Annotated in this window: 21 protein-coding genes; 10 read left to right on the top strand and 11 right to left on the bottom strand. The window is 71.6% G+C overall.

Annotated features, from left to right (window positions below):
• Positions 1-33: 33 nt before the first annotated feature.
• A complete protein-coding gene (locus tag ACH4F2_RS22620; RefSeq protein ID WP_398134519.1) occupies positions 34-909 on the bottom strand; it encodes an undecaprenyl-diphosphate phosphatase in 876 nt (291 codons plus the stop codon).
• A 218-nt stretch (positions 910-1,127) separates the two neighbouring features.
• Positions 1,128-1,913: a TVP38/TMEM64 family protein gene (locus ACH4F2_RS22625; RefSeq protein ID WP_398134520.1), complete on the bottom strand. Its 786-nt coding sequence runs from the start codon at positions 1,911-1,913 to the stop codon at positions 1,128-1,130.
• A gap of 49 nt (positions 1,914-1,962) precedes the next feature.
• On the opposite strand from ACH4F2_RS22625, the gene ACH4F2_RS22630 reads away from it, so the two are divergent.
• The 3 genes from ACH4F2_RS22630 (at position 1,963) to ACH4F2_RS22640 (ending at position 5,066) form a co-directional block, all read left to right on the top strand.
• Positions 1,963-2,685 (top strand): DNA alkylation repair protein, encoded by a 723-nt coding sequence (locus tag ACH4F2_RS22630; RefSeq protein WP_398134521.1) that lies wholly within the window; start codon positions 1,963-1,965, stop codon positions 2,683-2,685.
• Between the two features lie 340 nt (positions 2,686-3,025).
• A complete protein-coding gene (tuf, locus tag ACH4F2_RS22635) occupies positions 3,026-4,195 on the top strand; it encodes an elongation factor Tu (RefSeq protein WP_398134522.1) in 1,170 nt (389 codons plus the stop codon).
• Positions 4,196-4,220: 25 nt separating this feature from the next.
• Complete coding sequence (locus ACH4F2_RS22640) at positions 4,221-5,066, top strand: spermidine synthase (protein WP_398134523.1); 846 nt, start codon at positions 4,221-4,223, stop codon at positions 5,064-5,066.
• A gap of 30 nt (positions 5,067-5,096) precedes the next feature.
• Here the strand turns inward: ACH4F2_RS22640 and ACH4F2_RS22645 are convergent, their stop codons facing one another.
• Both ACH4F2_RS22645 and ACH4F2_RS22650 read right to left on the bottom strand, forming a co-directional pair.
• Positions 5,097-6,122: a hypothetical protein gene (locus tag ACH4F2_RS22645; protein ID WP_398134524.1), complete on the bottom strand. Its 1,026-nt coding sequence runs from the start codon at positions 6,120-6,122 to the stop codon at positions 5,097-5,099.
• Positions 6,123-6,248: 126 nt separating this feature from the next.
• Positions 6,249-7,190, bottom strand: a complete 942-nt coding sequence (locus tag ACH4F2_RS22650; RefSeq protein ID WP_398134525.1) for a hypothetical protein — start codon at positions 7,188-7,190, stop codon at positions 6,249-6,251.
• 85 nt (positions 7,191-7,275) lie between these two features.
• Here ACH4F2_RS22650 and ACH4F2_RS22655 point away from each other — a divergent pair, with 85 nt between their 5' ends.
• Positions 7,276-7,713, top strand: a complete 438-nt coding sequence (locus tag ACH4F2_RS22655; RefSeq protein ID WP_398134654.1) for a DUF4442 domain-containing protein — start codon at positions 7,276-7,278, stop codon at positions 7,711-7,713.
• Positions 7,714-7,836: 123 nt separating this feature from the next.
• Positions 7,837-8,460, top strand: a complete 624-nt coding sequence (locus tag ACH4F2_RS22660; RefSeq protein ID WP_398134526.1) for a DedA family protein — start codon at positions 7,837-7,839, stop codon at positions 8,458-8,460.
• A 67-nt stretch (positions 8,461-8,527) separates the two neighbouring features.
• Here the strand turns inward: ACH4F2_RS22660 and ACH4F2_RS22665 are convergent, their stop codons facing one another.
• Positions 8,528-9,064, bottom strand: coding sequence for a gamma carbonic anhydrase family protein (locus tag ACH4F2_RS22665; RefSeq protein ID WP_398134655.1), 537 nt, complete (start codon positions 9,062-9,064; stop codon positions 8,528-8,530).
• Between the two features lie 107 nt (positions 9,065-9,171).
• Between ACH4F2_RS22665 and ACH4F2_RS22670 the strand changes: the two genes are divergently transcribed.
• Both ACH4F2_RS22670 and ACH4F2_RS22675 read left to right on the top strand, forming a co-directional pair.
• The gene (locus ACH4F2_RS22670) at positions 9,172-10,008 is read left to right on the top strand and encodes an acyltransferase (RefSeq protein WP_398134656.1); all 837 of its coding nucleotides are present in this window, start codon (positions 9,172-9,174) and stop codon (positions 10,006-10,008) included.
• Between the two features lie 137 nt (positions 10,009-10,145).
• On the top strand, positions 10,146-10,703 hold the full coding sequence (locus ACH4F2_RS22675) for a YbaK/EbsC family protein (protein WP_398134527.1): 558 nt from the start codon (positions 10,146-10,148) through the stop codon (positions 10,701-10,703).
• 4 nt (positions 10,704-10,707) lie between these two features.
• Here ACH4F2_RS22675 and ACH4F2_RS22680 read toward each other — a convergent pair whose 3' ends face one another.
• On the bottom strand, positions 10,708-11,904 hold the full coding sequence (locus tag ACH4F2_RS22680; RefSeq protein WP_398134528.1) for a cation diffusion facilitator family transporter: 1,197 nt from the start codon (positions 11,902-11,904) through the stop codon (positions 10,708-10,710).
• A gap of 9 nt (positions 11,905-11,913) precedes the next feature.
• Here ACH4F2_RS22680 and ACH4F2_RS22685 point away from each other — a divergent pair, with 9 nt between their 5' ends.
• The gene (locus tag ACH4F2_RS22685; protein WP_398134529.1) at positions 11,914-12,273 is read left to right on the top strand and encodes an ArsR/SmtB family transcription factor; all 360 of its coding nucleotides are present in this window, start codon (positions 11,914-11,916) and stop codon (positions 12,271-12,273) included.
• A 10-nt stretch (positions 12,274-12,283) separates the two neighbouring features.
• Here ACH4F2_RS22685 and ACH4F2_RS22690 read toward each other — a convergent pair whose 3' ends face one another.
• Both ACH4F2_RS22690 and ACH4F2_RS22695 read right to left on the bottom strand, forming a co-directional pair.
• On the bottom strand, positions 12,284-13,507 hold the full coding sequence (locus tag ACH4F2_RS22690) for a 4-hydroxybenzoate 3-monooxygenase (RefSeq protein ID WP_398134530.1): 1,224 nt from the start codon (positions 13,505-13,507) through the stop codon (positions 12,284-12,286).
• A gap of 110 nt (positions 13,508-13,617) precedes the next feature.
• Positions 13,618-14,025, bottom strand: coding sequence for a CoA-binding protein (locus tag ACH4F2_RS22695; protein WP_398134531.1), 408 nt, complete (start codon positions 14,023-14,025; stop codon positions 13,618-13,620).
• Positions 14,026-14,176: 151 nt separating this feature from the next.
• Here ACH4F2_RS22695 and ACH4F2_RS22700 point away from each other — a divergent pair, with 151 nt between their 5' ends.
• Positions 14,177-14,890, top strand: a complete 714-nt coding sequence (locus ACH4F2_RS22700; protein WP_398134532.1) for a hypothetical protein — start codon at positions 14,177-14,179, stop codon at positions 14,888-14,890.
• Positions 14,891-14,957: 67 nt separating this feature from the next.
• Positions 14,958-15,584: a YigZ family protein gene (locus tag ACH4F2_RS22705; protein ID WP_398134533.1), complete on the top strand. Its 627-nt coding sequence runs from the start codon at positions 14,958-14,960 to the stop codon at positions 15,582-15,584.
• An 84-nt stretch (positions 15,585-15,668) separates the two neighbouring features.
• Here the strand turns inward: ACH4F2_RS22705 and ACH4F2_RS22710 are convergent, their stop codons facing one another.
• The 3 genes from ACH4F2_RS22710 to ACH4F2_RS22720 form a co-directional block, all read right to left on the bottom strand.
• Positions 15,669-16,532, bottom strand: coding sequence for a carbohydrate ABC transporter permease (locus ACH4F2_RS22710; RefSeq protein WP_398134534.1), 864 nt, complete (start codon positions 16,530-16,532; stop codon positions 15,669-15,671).
• Positions 16,529-17,503 carry a carbohydrate ABC transporter permease gene (locus tag ACH4F2_RS22715; protein WP_398134535.1) on the bottom strand — a complete coding sequence of 325 codons (975 nt, stop codon included), beginning with the start codon at positions 17,501-17,503 and terminating at the stop codon, positions 16,529-16,531. The genes ACH4F2_RS22710 and ACH4F2_RS22715 overlap by 4 nt, the downstream gene beginning before the upstream one ends.
• A gap of 92 nt (positions 17,504-17,595) precedes the next feature.
• Positions 17,596-18,918, bottom strand: coding sequence for an ABC transporter substrate-binding protein (locus ACH4F2_RS22720; protein ID WP_398134536.1), 1,323 nt, complete (start codon positions 18,916-18,918; stop codon positions 17,596-17,598).
• Positions 18,919-19,067 lie beyond the last annotated feature (149 nt).

Raw genomic sequence — 19,067 nt, forward strand, 5'->3', positions numbered from 1 at the left:
AGCGCTACCGGACGGCTACACGAGCGGGTGCGGTCAGTGGGACGACTCCGCGGCGTGCGGGCTGAGCACACCCGTCGCGACCAGGGCGATGATGACGATGCCGAGCGCGATGCGGTACCAGACGAACGGCATGAAGCTCTTGGTCGAGATGAATTTCATGAACCAGGCGATGACCACGTACCCGGTGGCGAAGGCGATGACCGTCGCGAAGAGCGTCGGCCCCCAGGAGACGTGGTCGTTCTCCATCGCGTCGTTGAGCTCGAACAGACCGGAGGCGAGCACCGCCGGGATCGCGAGCAGGAACGAGTACCGGGCCGCTGCCTCGCGCCGGTAGCCCATGAACAGACCGCCGCTGATGGTGGCCCCGGAGCGGGAGACGCCGGGGATGAGCGCCGCCGCCTGGCAGAGACCGTAGATCAGGCCGTCCCGGACGCTGAGGTTCTCCAGGTCCTTGCGCCGCCGGGGCGCGCGGTGCCGGCCGCCCTTCTCGTCCCGCGCGGCCATCCGGTCCGCGATGCCGATGATCACACCGACGACGATCAGCATGGTCGCGGTGATCCGCAGGTCGCGGAACGGTCCCTCGATCTGGTCCTTGAGCGTCAGGCCGAGAACGCCGATCGGGACCGAGCCGATGATCACCAGCCAGCCCATGCGCGCGTCGGGGTCGCCGCGCAGTTCCTTGTTCGCGAGCGACCGCGTCCACGTCGAGACGATCCGCCCGATGTCCTTGCGGAAGTAGATGAGAACGGCGGCCTCGGTGCCGATCTGCGTGATCGCGGTGAAGGCCGCGCCCGGGTCGTTCCAGCCGGAGAACGCCGCGGTCAGGCGTAGGTGCGCGCTGGAGGACACGGGGAGGAACTCGGTCAGCCCCTGGACGAGTCCGAGGATGAGGGATTCAAACCAAGACATGAGGTTACGGAGTCCAAGTGGCGCTCGAGAGACGGTCGATGGGCACACCGAACCGTTGTCTGCGATGTGATCGTGATCAGGCGTGCCGAGGGGCAGCGTAGCGCTCCTTCATGAACACCAGGCCACGGGGTGAAAGGGCGCTGGGCCACCGTCCGGCCCGTCACGGCAGGCCGTCGTCCGCGCGCGGGCGTGGGTCGGCAAGGCGGTGTGACGCCCGGTCAGTGCCCGCGCAGCTGGTGGCGCCTGCGCCAGGCCACCACCGCGCCCGCCAGCCCCGGCAGGGCGATGCAGGCCAGTGCGATCAGGAAGGCGGGGGAGGTCGGCGACGAGGCGCGGGCCCCGGCGACGGCGTAGGCGGCGGTGTTGGGGATCGACCCGAGCCCCGTCGCCAGGAGGAAGGGCAGCAGGCCCATGCGGGAGACGGCCGCGCAGTAGTTGGCGGCGGCGAACGGCACCCCGGGGAACAGCCGTGCCGCCAGCATCGAGCGGAAACCGTGCCGGCTGAGCTGCCCGTCCGCGGCCTTCAGCCACTTGCCCCGCAGCAGCGGGCGCAGCGCCTCCTGTCCCAGCACCCGCCCGAGGCAGAAGGCGATGCCGGCGCCGAGCACCGTCCCCGCGAGGGCCGAGGCGAGGCCCAGTTGCGCTCCGAACAGAGCGCCGGCCGCCAGGTTCAGCAGCGGCCGCGGTACGAAGGCGACGGTGCACAGTCCGTACGCCACCGCGTACGCGACGGCCGCCGCGGCACCGCCGAGCTGCGGCGGCCAGCCGTTGGTCAGCAACTGCTGCGGCTGGAACAGCAGAACCGCGGTGGCGGACGCGGCCAGCAGGGCGACGAGCAGGGAGAGCCGGGACCACGGAGAGAGCAGGACTCTCGTCACGCGGGCGGCGAAACCGGTCGGTGAGGCCGGCGCGGACGATCCGACGGCTGCGGCGGCGAGCTCCGTCGCGGTGGTCCGGGGAGAGACCGTGGCGGTGCCCCCAGAGCGGGTGGTGGCATCGAACATCCGGTGACACTAACCGACAAATGTGTGTGATCGCCGTATGGTGCGTCTCATGAGCGTCACAGTCACGGAAACTCCGGACGCGCCGCGCAGCCCCCTCGCCGACACCGTGGTCGAGCGGCTCACCACCGCGTACAGCGCCGCGGCCGATTCCCAACGGGCCGTGGCCATGCGGGCGTACATGCGGGACGTGGCCCCGTTCCTGGGCCTGACCTCCCCTGTTCGCCGTTCCCTGTCCCGCGCCGTCCTGGCGGGCCTGCCCCGCCCGGGCGAGTCGGACTGCATCGCCGTCGCGCTGCGCTGCTGGCGGCTGCCCGAGCGGGAGTACCACTACTTCGCCGTCGATTTCCTGCGCCGGCATGTGACGCATTGCTCCTCCGGTCTCCTGCCCGTGGTCCGGCGTCTGCTCACCACGGTGCCGTGGTGGGACACCGTCGACCTGCTCGCCGCGCACGTCGTCGGAGGGCTGGTCGCGGCCGACCGCGACCTCACGGCGGAGATGGACGCCTGGATCGCCGACGAGGACCTGTGGCTGGTCCGCGCGGCCCTGCTCCACCAGCTGCGCTACAAGGAACGCACCGACACCGAGCGCCTCTTCGGCCACTGCCTGCGCCAGTCGGGACACGACGACTTCTTCGTCCGCAAGGCCATCGGCTGGTGCCTGCGCGAGTACGCGAAGACCGACCCGGACGCCGTACGCGCCTTCGTGGCCGGACACGGGCAACGCCTCGCGCCGCTGTCCGTGCGTGAGGCGCTGCGGAACATCGGTCCGTAGCGGATCGGGGTGGCCGTAGCGGGTCGGGGTGGCCGTAGCGGGTCAGGGTGCCGGCAGAGGCGGCCGGGGCGACCGAGAAGGTTTTCGAACTCCCGTGCCATAAAAAACCATTCGACGTGGGGCAAAGCGTCGGCAAGGATCGGCGCCATGTTCCGGTACGCCTTCCCTCTCGCGGCATCCGCCGTCGCGGATGCCCCGAAGGCTGCCGTCCCCTTCCTCCCGGCCGCCCTCGACGGCGCCCGAAGCTGACCTTCCCCGGATCGTCCGGCGGACCCCGCAGGGGGAGGGTCGGCCACTTCCCGGGGTCCCCACCACCGCCACGAGGCTTCGAGGTACCGCCATGCCCAAGACGGCGTACGTCCGCACCAAACCGCATCTGAACATCGGCACGATGGGCCATGTCGACCACGGCAAGACCACCCTGACCGCCGCCATCACCAAGGTCCTCGCCGAGCGCGGCGCCGGCACGTTCGTGCCGTTCGACCGCATCGACCGCGCCCCGGAGGAGGCGGCGCGCGGCATCACCATCAACATCGCGCACGTCGAGTACGAGACCGACACCCGGCACTACGCGCACGTGGACATGCCGGGCCACGCCGACTACGTCAAGAACATGGTCACCGGCGCCGCCCAGCTCGACGGGGCGATCCTCGTCGTCTCCGCGCTGGACGGGATCATGCCGCAGACCGCCGAACACGTCCTGCTCGCCCGGCAGGTGGGCGTCGACCACATCGTGGTCGCGCTCAACAAGGCCGACGCGGGTGACGAGGAACTGACCGACCTGGTCGAACTGGAGGTGCGGGACCTGCTCACCGCGCACGGCTACGGCGGCGACACCGTGCCCGTCGTACGGGTGTCGGGGCTGAAGGCCCTGGAGGGCGACCCGCGGTGGGCGGCGTCCGTCGAGGCGCTGCTCGACGCCGTGGACACGTACGTGCCCATGCCCGAGCGGTACCTGGACGCGCCGTTCCTGCTGTCGGTGGAGAACGTGCTCACCATCACCGGCCGCGGCACCGTCGTCACCGGCGCGGTCGAGCGCGGCACCGTCCGCGTGGGGGACCGGGTCGAGGTGCTCGGGGCGTCCGTCGAGACGGTCGTCACCGGTCTGGAGACCTTCGGCAAGCCGATGGAGGAGGCGCAGGCCGGGGACAACGTGGCGCTGCTGCTGCGCGGTGTCGCCCGCGACACGGTGCGCCGGGGGCACGTGGTCGCCGCGCCCGGCAGTGTCGTTCCCGCGCGGCGCTTCTCGGCGCGGGTGTACGTGCTGTCGGCGCGCGAGGGCGGGCGTTCGACACCGGTCGCCACCGGGTACCGGCCGCAGTTCTACCTCCGGACCGCGGACGTGGTCGGGGACGTGGACCTCGGTGCGGTGGCGGTGGCGCGACCCGGGGACACGGTCACGATGACGGTCGAACTGGGGCGGGCCATGCCCCTGGAGCCCGGGCTGGGGTTCGCCATCCGTGAGGGTGGGCGGACCGTGGGGGCGGGGACCGTGACCGGCGTCGAGTGAGGACGGTGGCGGGCACAATGTGAAGGTGAACGAAGCCATACCCGTCAGCCGCGTCACCGACCACGGCACCGCCAAGCTCATGCCCGACGTCGACCGGAAGCGGGCCTGGCTGCTCACCGTCGACGGGGCCCCGCAGTCGTACGTCGACCTGGACGAGCCGGCGCACCTGGAGTTCGAGTACACGCGCCGGCTCGGCCACGTCCTGGACACGGTCGCCGAGCCGGGGCATGCGCTGGACGTGCTGCACCTGGGCGGGGGCGCGTTCACCCTGCCCCGGTACCTGGCCGCGACCCGGCCCGGCTCGCGGCAGGACGTCGTGGAGGCCGACAGGGGGCTGCTGGACCTGGTCGCCGAGCACCTTCCGCTTCCGGACGGCGCGGGCATCACCGCGCACGGTGCTGACGCCCGCGCCTGGCTGGAGGCCGCCCCCGCGGACTCGGCCGACGTCCTGGTCGCCGATGTCTTCGGGGGCTCGCGGGTGCCGGCGCACCTGACCTCCGTCGCCTACGCCCGCGAGGCGGCACGGGTCCTGCGGCCCGACGGCGTGTACGTGGCCAATCTGGCCGACGGGGCGCCGTTCCCCTTCCTGCGCGCCCAGCTGGCCGGCTTCGCCACGCTCTTCGAGGAGCTCGCGCTCATCGCCGAACCGGGTGTGCTGCGCGGACGCCGCTTCGGCAACGCGGTCCTCGTCGCCGCGCACCGGCCGCTCGACACGGCGGCCCTGGCCCGGCGCACCGCCGCCGACGCCTTCCCGGCCAGGGTGGAACACGGGCCCGCCCTGCGCAGGTTCATCGGCGACGCGCGGCCGGTGCGGGACGAGGACGCCGTACCGTCGCCCGAGCCTCCGGCCGGGGCGTTCGGCATCGGCTGAGCGGCGCGCGCGGCGCCGCCCGCCGGGTGCCTACTGGTCGGTCGGCGGGGCCTCGGTGAGGCGCACGGTGCTCAGGATCTTCTGGATCGTCGCCTCCGGGACCTCCTCGGCGACGCCCTTGGCGCCGTACAGGTTCCAGGTGACGAAGTCGCCCGCGCTGTTCTGGAAGGCGAAGGTGATCGCCTTGCCCTCGGTGTCGCACTTCCCCTTCTGGGGCGTGCCCTGCGAGTGCGCCGTGATGACGCTGCCCTTGATGCCGGACGTGGTGGTGTACGCCTTGGGCTTGCCGTACTTCACGCTCTTCTTGTCCGGCTGCGTGTAACCGCCGAAGATCCACCACGGCACCCGCGTCTCGGCCGCCTGGTCCGTGTTCGTGGCACCCTCCTCACCCCGGGTACCGGTGGTGGCGAGAGCGGTGCTCTCCTTGCGGCCGTCCTTGTTCTCGTCGGCCGTGCACCACTCGGACTTCAGGTAGGCCGGGGCGGTGACCGTGGTGCGGTCGCTCTTGCCCTTCTCCTCCCACTCGAAGCCGACGCTGGTGTCGGTGCTGTCGATCTCCCAGTCGGCGGGCACGTCGAACATCGTGCCGAAGCGTGGATTGGCGACGACCTTCCAGCCCTCGACGGTCGCCTCCACCCCGTCCGCGCCCCGAGGGTTGTCCCCGGAGGCGGACGCGCTCGGGTCGGTGGACGGGGACTCGGACTTGTCCACGGACGCGCTCGCGGACGGCTTCTTGTCCTTGCCGTCGTCCGCCTGGTCGTCCTTGTCGCCGCCCAGTACGAGGAACCCGGTGACACCGGCGGCCACCACCACGGCGAGCGCCGCGACGATCGCGACCAGCTTGGTCCTGTTGCCGCCATTGCCACCGCCACCGTCCGAAGCGGGCTGCGGCGCGCCGGCGGGCTGCGGAGCCCCCCACTGCTGCTGGCCGTAGGGGCCGGGCTGCTGCTGGTAGCCGGGCTGCTGATAGGGATTCGGCTGTTGGTACCCCGGCTGCTGGTACGGATTGTTCTGCGGGTTCTGCTCGCCCCCGGGCGGCTGCTGTCCTGGCCACATGAGCAGTCACCCTAATGCCGCCCAGGACACGATTCGGTCACCGGCCTTTGTCAGGGACGTACCGAAGTCCACGGCGCGCGTCCCGGCAGCGGCCCTCGGGCTTTCTGTATCCCGCGGGCCGGTGCCTCAGGATTCGGCCGGCGTGTACACCCTGACGGTGGAGAGGATCTTCTGGACGGCGGCGTCCGGTACCTCGTCGTCGACGTCCGCGGCGCCGAAGAACGACCAGGAGACGAGGTCGCCGTCGGCGTTCTTGAAGGCGAACGTCGTCGCCTTGCCGTCCACGTCGCACTTGTCCTTCTTCTCGACCCCGGACGACCGGGAGGTGGCAACGCTGCCCTCGATGCCGGAGGCGGTGGTGAAGGAGGTCACCGGCCCCGTCGAGACCTTGTCCCGGTCCGGCTGGGTGAAGCCCCCGTACACCCAGGCCGCGGAGTCGGCCCGGGCGATCTCCTCGGTGTTCCGCGCGCCCTTGTTGCCGCGGCTGCCCGCGCTGGCCAGGGGCGTGTGGTCGACCGAGCCGTCCCGGTCGTCGTCCGCCTCGCACCACTTCTCCTTGAGGACGGCCGGGGCCCTCATGGCGACCAGGGGCTTCTCCTCGGGGTCGTCGTCCTCGGCGACGTACGTGACCCAGTCGGGCGACTGCCGCATCCAGGAGGCGGGTACGTCGAAGGCGATCCCGATGTCGGGGTTGGCCACGACGTTCCAGCCCTCGACGGTCGGCTTCGGGCCGTCCTCCCCGTTCCGCGGGTTGTCGGCGACCGGCGCGGTCGTCGAGGCGGCTGTGGGGCCGGGCTCGGCCCCGTCGTCGCCGCCGCCCAGCAGGAAGGCCCCGGTCACGGCGGCGGCCACCACGACGGCCGAGGCGGCGACGATCGCCACCACCTTCGTACGGCCCCCAGGGCCCCGGCCGGGGGGCGGGGCCGCCGTGACCGTGGGGGCGTTCCACGGGGCGGGCGGCTGCTGCCCGGCGTACGCGCCGGGCAGCTGCTGGTAGCCAGGCTGCTGGTACGGGTTGGGCTGCTGGGGGTTCGGTCCGCCGGTGGATGACTGCTCTCCTGGCCACATGGGCGGACAGCATACGACGATCACCGCGGATACCTGGCGACTGGATGCTACTCATGAGTAACATACCTTCATGAGTGCAGATCAGATGTCGATCGGCGAGTTGCTCGCCGCCACGGTGCCGATGGTCCGGACCCTGAACCTCGAGTACCTGGAGACCACCCCGGACAAGGCCGTACTGGTCCTCCCGGACCAGAGCGAGTACCGCAACCACGTCGGAGGGCCGCACGCCGGCGCCATGTTCACGCTGGGCGAGTCGGCGAGCGGCGCGATCGTGCTGGCCGCCTTCGGCGACCAGCTCTCCCGGGCGGTGCCGCTGCCGGTCACCGCGGAGATCGCCTTCAAGAAGATCGCGCTCGGCCCGGTCACGGCCACCGCGACACTCGGCCGCCCCGTCGCCGAGGTCGTCGCGGAGCTGGACGAGGGCAACCGCCCCGAGTTCCCGGTGAGCGTCGCCATCCAGCGCGAGGACGGCGCCGTCACCGGTGAGATGACCGTCATATGGACCCTGCGTCCCAGCGGCTGACGCCGGCCGAGCCGGTAGGCTTCCGGGTGCGCCTCGTCGAGGCGCACCCGGGAAGCGGACAGGGCAGGCAGGCCCTGGGCCCACCCGGAACGCAGCAGTGACGCGAACTCGGAGGGTCTGGCCTTGCACGTCCAGGAGTGGCTCGACACGGTGCCCGCGGCGGCCGTCTACGCCGTCGTCGGACTGGTCATCGCTCTGGAAAGCCTGGGCATTCCGTTGCCGGGCGAGATCATCCTGGTCTCGGCGGCCCTGCTGTCCTCCCAGCACGGCGGCATCGACCCGCTGGTCCTGGGTGCCTGCGCCGGCGCGGGCGCGGTGATCGGCGACTCCATCGGGTACGCCATCGGCCGCAAGGGCGGCCGGCCACTGCTGGCCTGGCTGGGCGGGAAGTTCCCCGGGCACTTCGGCGAGGGACACATCGCCACCGCCGAGCGCTCCTTCCACAAGTGGGGCATGTGGGCCGTGTTCTTCGGCCGCTTCGTCGCCCTGCTGCGCATCTTCGCGGGCCCGCTGGCCGGTGTGCTGCGGATGCCGTACTGGAAGTTCCTGATCGCCAACGTCCTCGGCGGCGTCGTCTGGGCGGGCGGCACCACCGCCGTCATCTACTACCTCGGTGTCGTGGCCGAGTCCTGGCTCAAGCGCTTCTCGTGGCTGGGCCTGGTGCTGGCCGTGGGTATCGGCGTCGCGTCGATGCTGGTCCTGAAGCGCAAGGCCAAGAAGGGCCGGCCCCTTGCCGCCGCCGAGTAGGAACGCGCCCCCGAAGGGGCGCGGGGAACGGCGCGAGCAACCACAACCGAACCGGCGGGAGGCGTTCCTACAGACCGCCCCCCACCGCCCGCCGATGCTCCACGGCCAGCGCCGCGTACATCGTCCCGTTCAGCGTGACGCCCTGACGCTCCTCCTCCGTCAGCTCCCGCTTCACCTTCGCCGGCACCCCCGCGACCAGTGAACCCGGCGGCACCCGCATCCCCTGCGGGACCAGCGCCTGCGCCGCGACCAGGGAGCCGGCCCCGATCACCGCGCCGTTGAGGACCGTGGCGCCCATGCCGATCAGGCAGTCGTCCTCGACGGTCGCCCCGTGCAGCACGGCGTTGTGCCCGATGGAGACACGCTCGCCGACGGTGACAGGGAAGCCCGGGTCGGCGTGGAGGGTGCAGTTGTCCTGGACGTTGCTGCTCGCGCCGACGGAGATCCGCTCGACGTCGCCGCGCAGCACCGCGCCGTACCAGACGCTCGCCCCCGCGTGCAGTGTCACGTCCCCGACGACCGAGGAGGTCGGCGCCACGAAGGCCTCCGCGTCCACCTTCGGGTCCTTGCCGCCGATGCCCGTGATCAGCGCCTTCTGCGTCATCATCGCCTCCTGCTCGAGTGATGTACGGCACCGTACGCCACCCGGTGGGGTGAAGATCACAGCCCTGGGGAGTCATGCCCGTCCCGCACGCCGACTACCGTGAACGGGTGCCGAAGCGCAAGAACACGTATCCGTCCTGGCGGAGCCGCCTCGCGCAGCGGGCCGTACACGCGGGCTGGGCCTGGGTGCAGCGCACCGGCTCCGTCACCGCCGCCCACCCGGGACGCTTCCGCTTCGGCGCGCTGGGCACGGGCACCCGCCTCGCGTTCCCGCTCGGCACGGTCTTCGGAGAGCCCTGGATCCACGTCGGCGACCACTGCATCATCGGCGAACAGGTCACTTTGACCGCCGGACTCATGCCCGACCTCGACCTCGGTCCCGAGCCGATCCTGCGCATCGGTGACGGAGTCGTCCTCGGCCGTGGCAGCCACGTCATCGCGGACACCACGGTCACCATCGGCAGCGACTGCTACTTCGGCCCGTACGTCTACGTCACCTCCACCAACCACTCGTACGACGATCCGCACCAGCCCATCGGCAAGCAGTGGCCCCGGATGGAACCGGTGGAGATCGGCTCCGGCTGCTGGATCGGCACCGGCGCGGTGATCCTGCCCGGCGCGAGGATCGGGCGGAACGTGGTGGTCGCCGCCGGTGCCGTGGTCCGGGGCACGGTCCCCGACCACGCCGTGGTCGCGGGCGCGCCCGCCCGCGTCGTACGGCGCTGGACACCCGAAGGCGGCTGGCAGCCGCCGCTGCGGACCCCGGCACCTGTCCCGATCCCCGACGGGGTCACGCCGGGACAACTGCGGGCGCTGTCGAAGCTGGACGACGAGGCGGTGGCCCGGCTGGCCGAGCTGGACGACGAGGCGGTGGCCCGGGTACCCGAGCCGGACGACCGGGCGGGAGCGGCGGGCAGGCTCGCGGAGCCGGCCGCCGAGAGCTGAGCGTCCCGGCGCCTCGGCCCGCCGCCGGACGCGGTGTGCCCGCCGGAGCGCGGCCCGCGCCCCGCCGCCCGCACACCCCGCGTCCGCCCGCCGGGACGGCCGTTCACCGCGCCGCCCGCTGTTGTTAGCGTGCCGCCATGCACGCACCCATCGGGAACTTCGACAGCGCCACGCCCGCCACGGAATGCCTCGGCGAGCTGACCCGCCCGGTCGCCGACGCCGTACGCCACTGGAGCGGCGGCGTCCCCGCCGACCAGATCGTCTACGTCGACACCGCGGCGGAGTGGGCCGACACCGCCACCTTCGTCGAGCACTACGGCCGTGAGCTGCTCGAACAGTCCGCCAACTGCGTGGTGGTCACCGGCAAGCGGGGCGGCGGCACGACGCTCGCCGCCTGCGTGGTCCTCTCCACCACCCGGGTCGACGTCAACGGGGTCGTGCGCCGCCACCTCGGCGCCCGCAAGGCCTCGTTCGCCCCGATGGACACGGCGACCGGCGAGACCGGCATGGAGTACGGCGGCATCACCCCGGTCGGCCTGCCCGGCGACTGGCCGGTGCTGGTGGACCCGGCCGTCGTCGACCTGCCGTACGTCCTCGTCGGCAGCGGCCGCAGGCGCGGCAAGCTGCTGGTGCCGGGCAAGGCACTCGCCGAGCTGCCGGGGGCCGTGGTCCTGGAGGGACTGGGCGTCGCCTGACCGTTCACGCGGTGGCGTGGTGGGCCAGCGCCAGATGCGGGTCGGCCTCGCCGGGGGCCGGTGCCGGGTCGGCGTGGACCAGGGCGGCGGTGAGCCGCGGTACCGCGTGCAGCAGGGCGTGCTCGGCCTCGACGGCGATGCGGTGGGCCTGGCGGACCGTCACCTCGCCGTCCACCACCAGGGCCACCTCGGCGCGCAGCCGGTGCCCGATCCAGCGCAGCCGCAGCTCGCCCACCCCGCGCACGCCGGCCACCTCGCCCAGGACGCGTTCGGCCCGGTCCACCAGCGCCGGATCGACGGCGTCCATCAGCCGCCGGAACACCTCGCGCGCCGCGTCGCGCAGCACCAGCACGATGGCGACGGTGATCGCCAGCCCCACGACCGGGTCGGCGAACCGCCACCCCAGTGCCGCGCCACCGGCGCTCAGCAGAACCGCCAGTGACGCCCAGCCGTCCGTGCGGGCGTGCAGCCCGTCGGCGACCAGCGCGGCGGAGCCGATCTCCCGGCCCACGCGGATCCGGTACCGGGCCACCCACTCGTTGCCGGCGAAGCCCACCACGGCGGCCACGGCGACCGCAGGGATGTGGGAGACCGGGCGCGGGTCGAGCAGCCGGTCCACCGCCGTCCACCCCGTGAGGACCGCGGACGCGGCGATCGTCAGGACGATGACGATGCCGGCCAGGTCCTCCGACCGCCCGTAGCCGTACGTGAAGCGCCGGGTGGCCGCGCGCCGGCCCAGGACGAAGGCGACGCCCAGCGGCACGGCGGTCAGCGCGTCCGCGGCGTTGTGCACGGTGTCGCCGAGCAGCGCCACCGACCCGGAGGCCACCACCACGACCGTCTGTGCCGCCGCCGTCGCGCCGAGCACCGCCAGCGACACCCACAGCGCGCGCAGTCCGCGGGCCGAGGACTCCAAAGCCGGGTCCAGCTTGTCGGCGCTCGCGTGGGAGTGCGGGGCGAGGCGGTGCGCCAGGCGGTGCCACGGGCCGGCGGGGGAGTGGTGGCCGGGGGCGTGCTCCTCGTCGTGGTGAGGGTGAGGGTGATGCCGGTGCGGGTTGCTCACGGGTGCCCCTTCCGGTGTGCGGGTGTGATGGCCCGCGCTGTGTTCCGGTGCTGTGTCCTGGTTCGATGTCCGGTGTCCGCCACGGTGTCCGGCCCCGTGTCCCGTACGGCGGTGGACGTCCGGCGCCCTTCCCGCCATTATGTGCTTATGAGCGCACGCATGCACCTGTCACCTGCGGACGATGCGCACCCGCGCACGCCGGGCGAGGAGCAGTTCGCGCTCGCCGCCGAGGTCCTCGCCCTGCTCGGCGACCGCACCCGCCTGACCCTGCTGCACGCCCTGACCGGCGGCGAGGCCGACGTCACCACCCTGACCGAGGTGTGCGGAGCGGCCCGGCCCGCAGTCAGTCAGCATCTGGCCCGGCTGCGGCTCGCGGGGCTCGTGAGCACCCGCAAGGAGGGGCGGCGGGTCGTGTACGCACTCCGTGACGGGCATCTGCGCCGCCTGGTCACCGAGGCGCTGAACGTGGCCGACCACCGGCTCGGCGACCGGCCCCTCCACGACTGAGCGGGAGCCCTCAGCCGGTGGTCCGGGCGCCGAGGTACTGCTCGGCGAACGCCGCCGCCGCGACCGGCGAGGCGAACAGGCGCCGCAGCCGGGCCCGGGCGGCGCCCGCCCGGTACGGGTCGCCCGACGCCGTGCCGTGGTACACCTCCCCGAGCCACTGGGAGAACTCCTGGTAGTCCCACGCCTGTGCGAGACACGTCGCCGAGTAGCCGGACAGCCCGGTCTCGTCGCCCCCCGTGAGGTGGGCGACCAGTCCGTCGCCGAGCAGGAACGCGTCGTGCAGGGCGAGGTTCAGGCCCTTGGCGGCGATGGGCGCGGTCAGGTGGGCCGCGTCCCCGGCCAGGAAGAGACGGCCGAAGGCCATGGGCTCGACGATGTGGCCGTGCATGTCCAGGACACGTCTCTCGATCAGCCGCCCCTCCCTGAGAGGCGGTGCGCCGACCGCTCCGAGCCGTTCCCGCAGCTCCGCCCAGACCCGCTCGTGCGGCCAGTTCCCCGGGTCGTCGCCCGGCGGGCACTGGAGGTAGTAGCGGGTCACCTTTGGACCGCGCGCCATATGGCCGGCGAAACCGCGCGGATGCATGCCGAACACGACACAGTCGCAGGACGGCGGCGCCTCGGCCAGGAGCGCCAGCCAGCCGACGCCGTAGTCATGGCACGCGACCCGCACGCGCCCGGCCGGAAGTGCCGCCCGGGTCACCCCGCGCGCACCGTCGCAGCCCGCGACGAAGTCTGCCTCCACGACACGCCGTTCACCGGAGCCCGGGCACAGGTACGACACCGACGGCCGCCCGGACTCCAGCCCGCGCAGGCGGACGTCCCGGACGCCGAACCGGATCTCCCCGCCCCGCACGTCCGCGTACTCACGGACCAGATCCGTCACCAGGCACTGCTGCGGATAGACGAAGTGGTGACGACCGGTCAGCCGGGTGTACTCGAACCGGTACGACTCCCCGGCGAACCGGAACTCGCACTCGGTGTGCCGCTGCGCCCGCTCCAACAGGCTCCGCGCCAGACCGCGCCGTTCCAGTCCCCGTACGGCCCACTCCTCGATGACCCCGGCGCGGGGCCGCCGCTCGATGAACTCCCGGGTCTCGGTCTCCAGGACCAGACAGCCGACGCCCGCGGCCCGCAGGACGTTGCCGACGGTGAGCCCGGCGGGGCCGGCACCCACGACGACGACCGGGAAACGTTGTGCGGCACCGGAGCTGACGCGGGGGGAGGCTGCGGTCACTGGGGCATTATGCGGGCGGTACGCGGCCCACGGGAACGGTCCGCGCGGCCCTCCGCGCGGAAAACACCCGGCAGCCCACGACCGGCGTCGCCACGCTTCCCGGGCCAGGGTCAGCCGAGCCGCGGGATCTCGATCGCCGGACAGCGGTCCATCACCATCTCCAGGCCCGCGGCCCGGGTCCGTTCGTACGCGGCCTCGTCGATCACGCCGAGCTGGAACCAGACGGCCCCGGCCCCCTTGGCGACCGCCTCGTCGGCGACCTGCCCGGCCAGCTCGCTGTTGACGAAGACGTCGACGACGTCCACCTCGAAGGGGACATCCGCGAGAGAGGCGTACCCCCGCTCCCCGTGCACCGTCTCCGCCTTGGGATGCACGGGCACGACGCGCTTGCCGAAGCGCTGCAGCACCTCGGCGACGCCGTACGCCGCGCGCTGCCGGTTCGACGACAGGCCCACCACGGCCCAGGTGTCGCCGAGCTCGGTGAGGATCTTCCGTACCGTTGCCTCGTCGCCGTACACCGGCGGCCTCCTTGGATTCCTGAACGGCTCGCGCCTCGCGTCTTCCCGCAGCGACAACGGACGGCGGCCCGCCTGGATTCCCCGCGCGGCGGGGGAGAGGCGACGAGCGCGCCCCTGTGCACCACCGCGCCACCCCGCCTACGCTCACCCCGTGCTGCGCATCACCGACGCCCGAACCCGAGAGCCCGTCCCCGCCGCCCCCGCCCGGCGGGGCCCGACCCGCGTCGAGGCGCACGCGCCGGGCCGCGACACGAGCGGCCTGCGCGTCCTGCTCGTCGCCGACCTCCTGGTCCGCACCCTGGAACTCGACGGCACTCCCGCGTGGTCGCTGCTGACCGGAGCGGAGGACCGGACACGGCTGCGTGCGGACGCCGCGGCCCTCGGTATCCGGCCCTTCGAGGACGGCGGCGCCGGCCCCGGACCGGGCGCCGGCCAGGCCGTGCACGTCGTGCGCGAGGGCGGGGCCACGCCGGACGGGGCAACGGTCGCCGTCGCGCCCGTGGACGCCGTCGAACAGCGCCCCGACGAACCCGACGCCCTGCGTCTGGCCCTGCTGGAGCACCACCACCACGCGCGCGTGGAACTCGACGCGGCCGCGCTGGACGACGCCCGGGACACACTCGCGCGCTGGCGCCGCGCGGTCGCCGCCTGGGCGCGGCAGCCGTCGCGTCCCGTCCCGGGGGAGATCCGCGACCAGCTGCGAGCCGCCTGGGAGAACGACCTGGACGCCCCCGGGGTGCTGAGCGTGCTGCGCAGGGTGGAGACCGATCCGGACCTGCCGGACGGAGCCCGGTTCGAGACCTACGCCTACGCCGACCGGTTCCTCGGCCTCCACCTCGCCCGGGACATCGGTACCCCGGTGTGATCGCGCGCCGCTGACCCGCGACGACGCTGCCGCGAGGCGTGCGAGGGCGAGCGCATAGGCTGGCCGGATGCAGGACGAGTACCGCACCGTCGCCCGCGCGGGTGTGCACGAGACCGAGATCAACCGCTCCCGTTTCCTGTGCGCCCTCGCCCCGGCCGCCACCGAGCAGGAGGCCCAGGCGTTCGTCGCGGCCGTACGCAAGGAGCACGCGGACGCCAACCACAACTGCTGGGCGTACGTCATCGGGGCCGACGCCGCCGTCCAGAAGGCCAGTGACGACGGCGAGCCGGGCGGCACCGCCGGTGTCCCCATGCTCCAGATGCTGCTGCGCCGCGACATGCGGTACGTCGTCGCGGTCGTCACCCGCTACTTCGGGGGCGTCAAGCTCGGCGCGGGGGGACTCATCCGCGCCTACGGCGGCGCGGTCGGCGAGGCCCTGGACGACCTCGGCACGCTCACCCGCCGCCGGTTCCGCCTGGCCACGGTGACCGTCGACCACCAGCGCGCGGGCAAGCTCCAGAACGATCTGCGGACGGCGGGACGCGCGGTGCGCGACGTGCGGTACGACGAAGCCGTCACCATCGAGATCGGCCTGCCGGAGACCGACGTGGACGCCTTCCGGGCCTGGCTCGCGGACGCCACCGCCGGGTCGGCCGGGTTCGAACTGGGCGGCGAGGCGTACGGGGACGCGTGACCCGGCCGGTCCGCGGTCGCCGGCGTGGTGTCCTCGGTGGGGCGAAGGCTCGTCCGCCCCACCGTGCGGGGCGCGCGGAGCCCGCTACTTCGTGGCCCCCTGCGCGAACCCGTTGTAGATGTAGCGCTGGAGGAAGAGGAAGATCACCAAAGTGGGCACGATCACGAGGATGGCCCCGGCGGAGATGTTCTCCCAGTGCGCGCCGAACGGTCCCTTGAAGCGGAACAGGGCCGTGGACATGGTCCCGAGTTCCTCGGAGGGCATGTAGAGGAACGGGATGTAGAAATCGTTGTACGTGGTGATGCCCTTGATGATGACGACGGTGGCGATCGCCGGCTTGAGCAGCGGAAAGATGATCTTCCGGTAGATGGTGAAGGAGTTCGCGCCGTCCAGCCGCGCGGCTTCGTCGAGGGACTTCGGGATCCCGCGGATGAACTGCAGGAAGATGTAGATGGACACGATGTCGGTGCCCATGTAGAGCAGGATCGGCGCCCAGCGGGTGTCGAACAGGCCGAAGCTGTTGACCACCTGGAAGGTGGCGACCTGGGTGGTCACGCCGGGCACCAGCGTGGCGATCAGGAACAGCGCCATGACGAGCTTCTTGAAGCGGAAGTCGAAGCGGTCGATGGCGTACGCCGTCATGGAGCCGATGACCACGGTGCCGCTGATGGAGAACAGCAGGATGAAGGCCGTGTTGCCGAAGGCCGTCAGCATGTGGCCGTCGGTGAACGCCGTGGCGTAGTTGGAGAAGTTCAGCCAGTCGTCCGGCAGCGCCAGGGCGCCCTGTCCGTCGGAGATCTCGTCGTAGGACTTCAGCGAGGTCAGGAAGACCACGAGGAGTGGGACCAGGACCACGAGGGAGGCGACGACCAGCGACAGGTAGGTGAGTGCGCTGCCGAGGCGCGGGCGCCGGCGGGGCCGGCCCTGGGCGGGGGCGGTGATGGTCATACGAGGTCCACCTTCTCGTCGGGCACGATGCGGCGCTGGATCCAGGTGATCAGCAGGATGATGACCAGCAGCACCACGGCGCAGGCGGAAGCGAGGCCGGTCTTGTTGAACTGGAAGGCGAACTTCACCGTCTGGATGACGAACGTCGACGTCTCCGTCGCGCCGCCGGTCATGATGTACGGGATCTCGAAGACGGACAGTGAGCCGGAGATCGCCAGGATGACGCTGAGGCTCAGCACCGGGCGGATGCTCGGCGCGATGATGTGCCGGAACTGCTGCCACCGGGTCGCGCCGTCGAGCTGGGCGGCCTCGTAGAGCTCGCCGGGGATCGACTGGATCGCGCCGAGGAACAGGACGAAGTTCAGTCCCGTGAAGCGCCACACGGACACGCCCGCGAGCGAGGTGTTGGCCGATTCCGGGCTGCCCAGCCACGCGTGGCCGGTGTCGGCGCCGAACCAGGACAGCACCGAGTCGAGGGTGCCGCCGTCCTGGAAGAAGTAGAGGAAGACGAAACCGATCGCGACCCCGTTGATCAGGTAGGGGAAGAACAGGATCCCCTTGAACAGGTTCCTGAAGCGCAGGTCGAAGCTGAGAATCACGGCGAAGTACAGGGCGATGACGATCTGTACGGCGGATGCCGCGAGGTAGTAGAAGCTGACCGCGAAGACCTTGAAGAGCTCGGGCCGGGTGAACAGCTCGGTGTAGTTGTCGCCGCCGACGAAGTTCCGGTCGGGGCTGACGCCGTCCCAGTCGGTGAAGCTGTAATAGATCATGTTGCCCACGGGCACGTAGGTGAACGTGACCAGCAGGGCGAGGGGGGCCAGGAGGAACAGCCACGGGGTGATACGGCGCAAGGGCCGGTCGTGCCACGAGGCGGCGCCCGGCGCACGGCGCCGGGAGGGATGCTTGCCGGTCCGGCCCGGTTCGGCGGCCGGAGCGGGCGGTGATGCGGTGGAGGCGGTGCGGGTCATTGCGGGGCCAGGGCCTTTCGTCGTCCGCTGAGGGCACTGGGGCGGGATCGGGGCCCCTCCCGCCGAGGGGAGGGGCCCTGCCGGGAGCCGGTTCAGGAGCCGGCCATCTGCCTGGCCTCGGACCAGCGATCGTTCAGTTCGTCGAAGTAGCCGTCGAGTGATCCGTCCACCGCGCCGCGGGCGATGTCGATCAGCTTCTGCCGGTAGTCCGGCTTGGCCAGGCCGATCTCGGAGGCGTTGTCGATGGCGTTGACCTCGGCGGTCTTCGCCTCGGAACGCTCCACCATCTTGACATCGTTGTCAACGTAGCCCTTGAGGGTGTCCGGCATCCCCTCGGACTTCAGGGCGGAGACGGCGCCTTCCTTGGCCGAGTAGCCGGACTTCTCGGTGAACCAGTCGATCCAGGCCCGCGCCGCGCTCTTGTGGTCGGAGTGGATGTTGACGGCCTGCTGGTAGTCGGAGACCAGGGCCGCGCAGAACTTGCCGCCCGTCTGTGCCGGGACGGGCATGAAGCCGATGTCGTCGGGGTTCTGGCCGGCCTTCTCGGCCGCGTCCCGCATCTGGTTGATCGCCCAGGAGCCGAGCATCATGCTGCCCACCTCACCCTTGGCCAGGAGGGTCTTCGAGTTCTCCCAGTTGGTGGTGGCCGGGTCCTTCTCCGACAGCTTCTCGTGGACGATGTCGTGGAGCAGGGTGTCGAGCGCGTTCAGCTCCGTGCCCTTCTCCCAGGGCTTGTCCATCGAGGCCAGCTTGTCCGAGGCCTGGCTGTCGCAGCTGACGGAGCCGACGCTGTTGGTCCAGGGGCTGCTGAGCGGCCAGCCGTCCTTGAAGTTGGTGTAGTACGGAGTCGCGCCCGTCTTCTCCGCGACGGTCTTCAGGTCGTCCAGGAACCGCTGCGGCGTCGTCGGCCATTCGGTGATGCCGGCCTTCTTCCACAGCGCCTTGTTGTAGACGAAGCCGTTGGCGGTGCCGAAGGTGGCGATTCCGTGGGTCTTGCCGTCGACGTCGGTCTTGTCGGTGAAGCGGTAGGTGTTCTTCATCGTCGAGGTGTCGCCGAGCGGTGCGAAGAACTTGGGGTAGTCGCCCTTGGCGATCACCGAGGGGATCAGCAGGACGTCGCCGTAGTCCTCCGTGTTCATGCGGATCTTCACCTCACCCTCGTAGTCGGTGAGGCCCTCGAACTTGACCTTCACCTCGGGGTAGGTCTTGTTGAACTCGGCGGCGTACTTCTTCATCGTCCCGTCCTGGATCAGGTCGGTGCGATTGGTCAGGACGGTGATGTCCCCCGAGACGCTGTCCGGGTTCACCGGCGCGGCGGCGGTCTCGTCGGCGTTCGGGCTCCCGCCCCCGCCGCACCCCGCGACGGTCAGCATCGCGGTGGTCAGCAGAGCGACGCCCAGCGTCTTCTTCCCCATGTGCCCAGCTCCTTCCAAGGATTACGGCTCGGGCTCCGGTGGTTGTCGGCGACTATGTCAGGCGTCCGTGAACCGGTAAAGCTAAGTATCGGACCGCGATACTTAATCGTTACCCGCGGTGAACGGCAACGCCGGGTGTCGCTGGTACT

Source organism: Streptomyces sp. NPDC017890 (assembly GCF_044328675.1).
In the GTDB taxonomy this organism is placed as follows: Bacteria; Actinomycetota; Actinomycetes; order Streptomycetales; family Streptomycetaceae; genus Streptomyces.

Excerpts from the sequence above, each read along its gene's own strand:
- ACH4F2_RS22720 (WP_398134536.1), bottom strand. The coding sequence starts at position 18,918 with ATGGGGAAGAAGACGCTGGGCGTCGCTCTGCTGACCACCGCGATGCTG.
- ACH4F2_RS22680 (WP_398134528.1), bottom strand. The coding sequence starts at position 11,904 with ATGGCGGGAAGGGCGCCGGACGTCCACCGCCGTACGGGACACGGGGCC.
- ACH4F2_RS22705 (WP_398134533.1), top strand. The coding sequence starts at position 14,958 with ATGCAGGACGAGTACCGCACCGTCGCCCGCGCGGGTGTGCACGAGACC.
- ACH4F2_RS22620 (WP_398134519.1), bottom strand. The coding sequence starts at position 909 with ATGTCTTGGTTTGAATCCCTCATCCTCGGACTCGTCCAGGGGCTGACC.
- ACH4F2_RS22665 (WP_398134655.1), bottom strand. The coding sequence starts at position 9,064 with ATGACGCAGAAGGCGCTGATCACGGGCATCGGCGGCAAGGACCCGAAG.
- ACH4F2_RS22675 (WP_398134527.1), top strand. The coding sequence starts at position 10,146 with ATGCACGCACCCATCGGGAACTTCGACAGCGCCACGCCCGCCACGGAA.
- ACH4F2_RS22710 (WP_398134534.1), bottom strand. The coding sequence starts at position 16,532 with ATGACCATCACCGCCCCCGCCCAGGGCCGGCCCCGCCGGCGCCCGCGC.
- ACH4F2_RS22685 (WP_398134529.1), top strand. The coding sequence starts at position 11,914 with ATGAGCGCACGCATGCACCTGTCACCTGCGGACGATGCGCACCCGCGC.
- ACH4F2_RS22655 (WP_398134654.1), top strand. The coding sequence starts at position 7,276 with ATGTCGATCGGCGAGTTGCTCGCCGCCACGGTGCCGATGGTCCGGACC.
- ACH4F2_RS22625 (WP_398134520.1), bottom strand. The coding sequence starts at position 1,913 with ATGTTCGATGCCACCACCCGCTCTGGGGGCACCGCCACGGTCTCTCCC.
- ACH4F2_RS22630 (WP_398134521.1), top strand. The coding sequence starts at position 1,963 with ATGAGCGTCACAGTCACGGAAACTCCGGACGCGCCGCGCAGCCCCCTC.
- ACH4F2_RS22645 (WP_398134524.1), bottom strand. The coding sequence starts at position 6,122 with ATGTGGCCAGGACAGCAGCCGCCCGGGGGCGAGCAGAACCCGCAGAAC.
- ACH4F2_RS22650 (WP_398134525.1), bottom strand. The coding sequence starts at position 7,190 with ATGTGGCCAGGAGAGCAGTCATCCACCGGCGGACCGAACCCCCAGCAG.
- tuf (WP_398134522.1), top strand. The coding sequence starts at position 3,026 with ATGCCCAAGACGGCGTACGTCCGCACCAAACCGCATCTGAACATCGGC.
- ACH4F2_RS22715 (WP_398134535.1), bottom strand. The coding sequence starts at position 17,503 with ATGACCCGCACCGCCTCCACCGCATCACCGCCCGCTCCGGCCGCCGAA.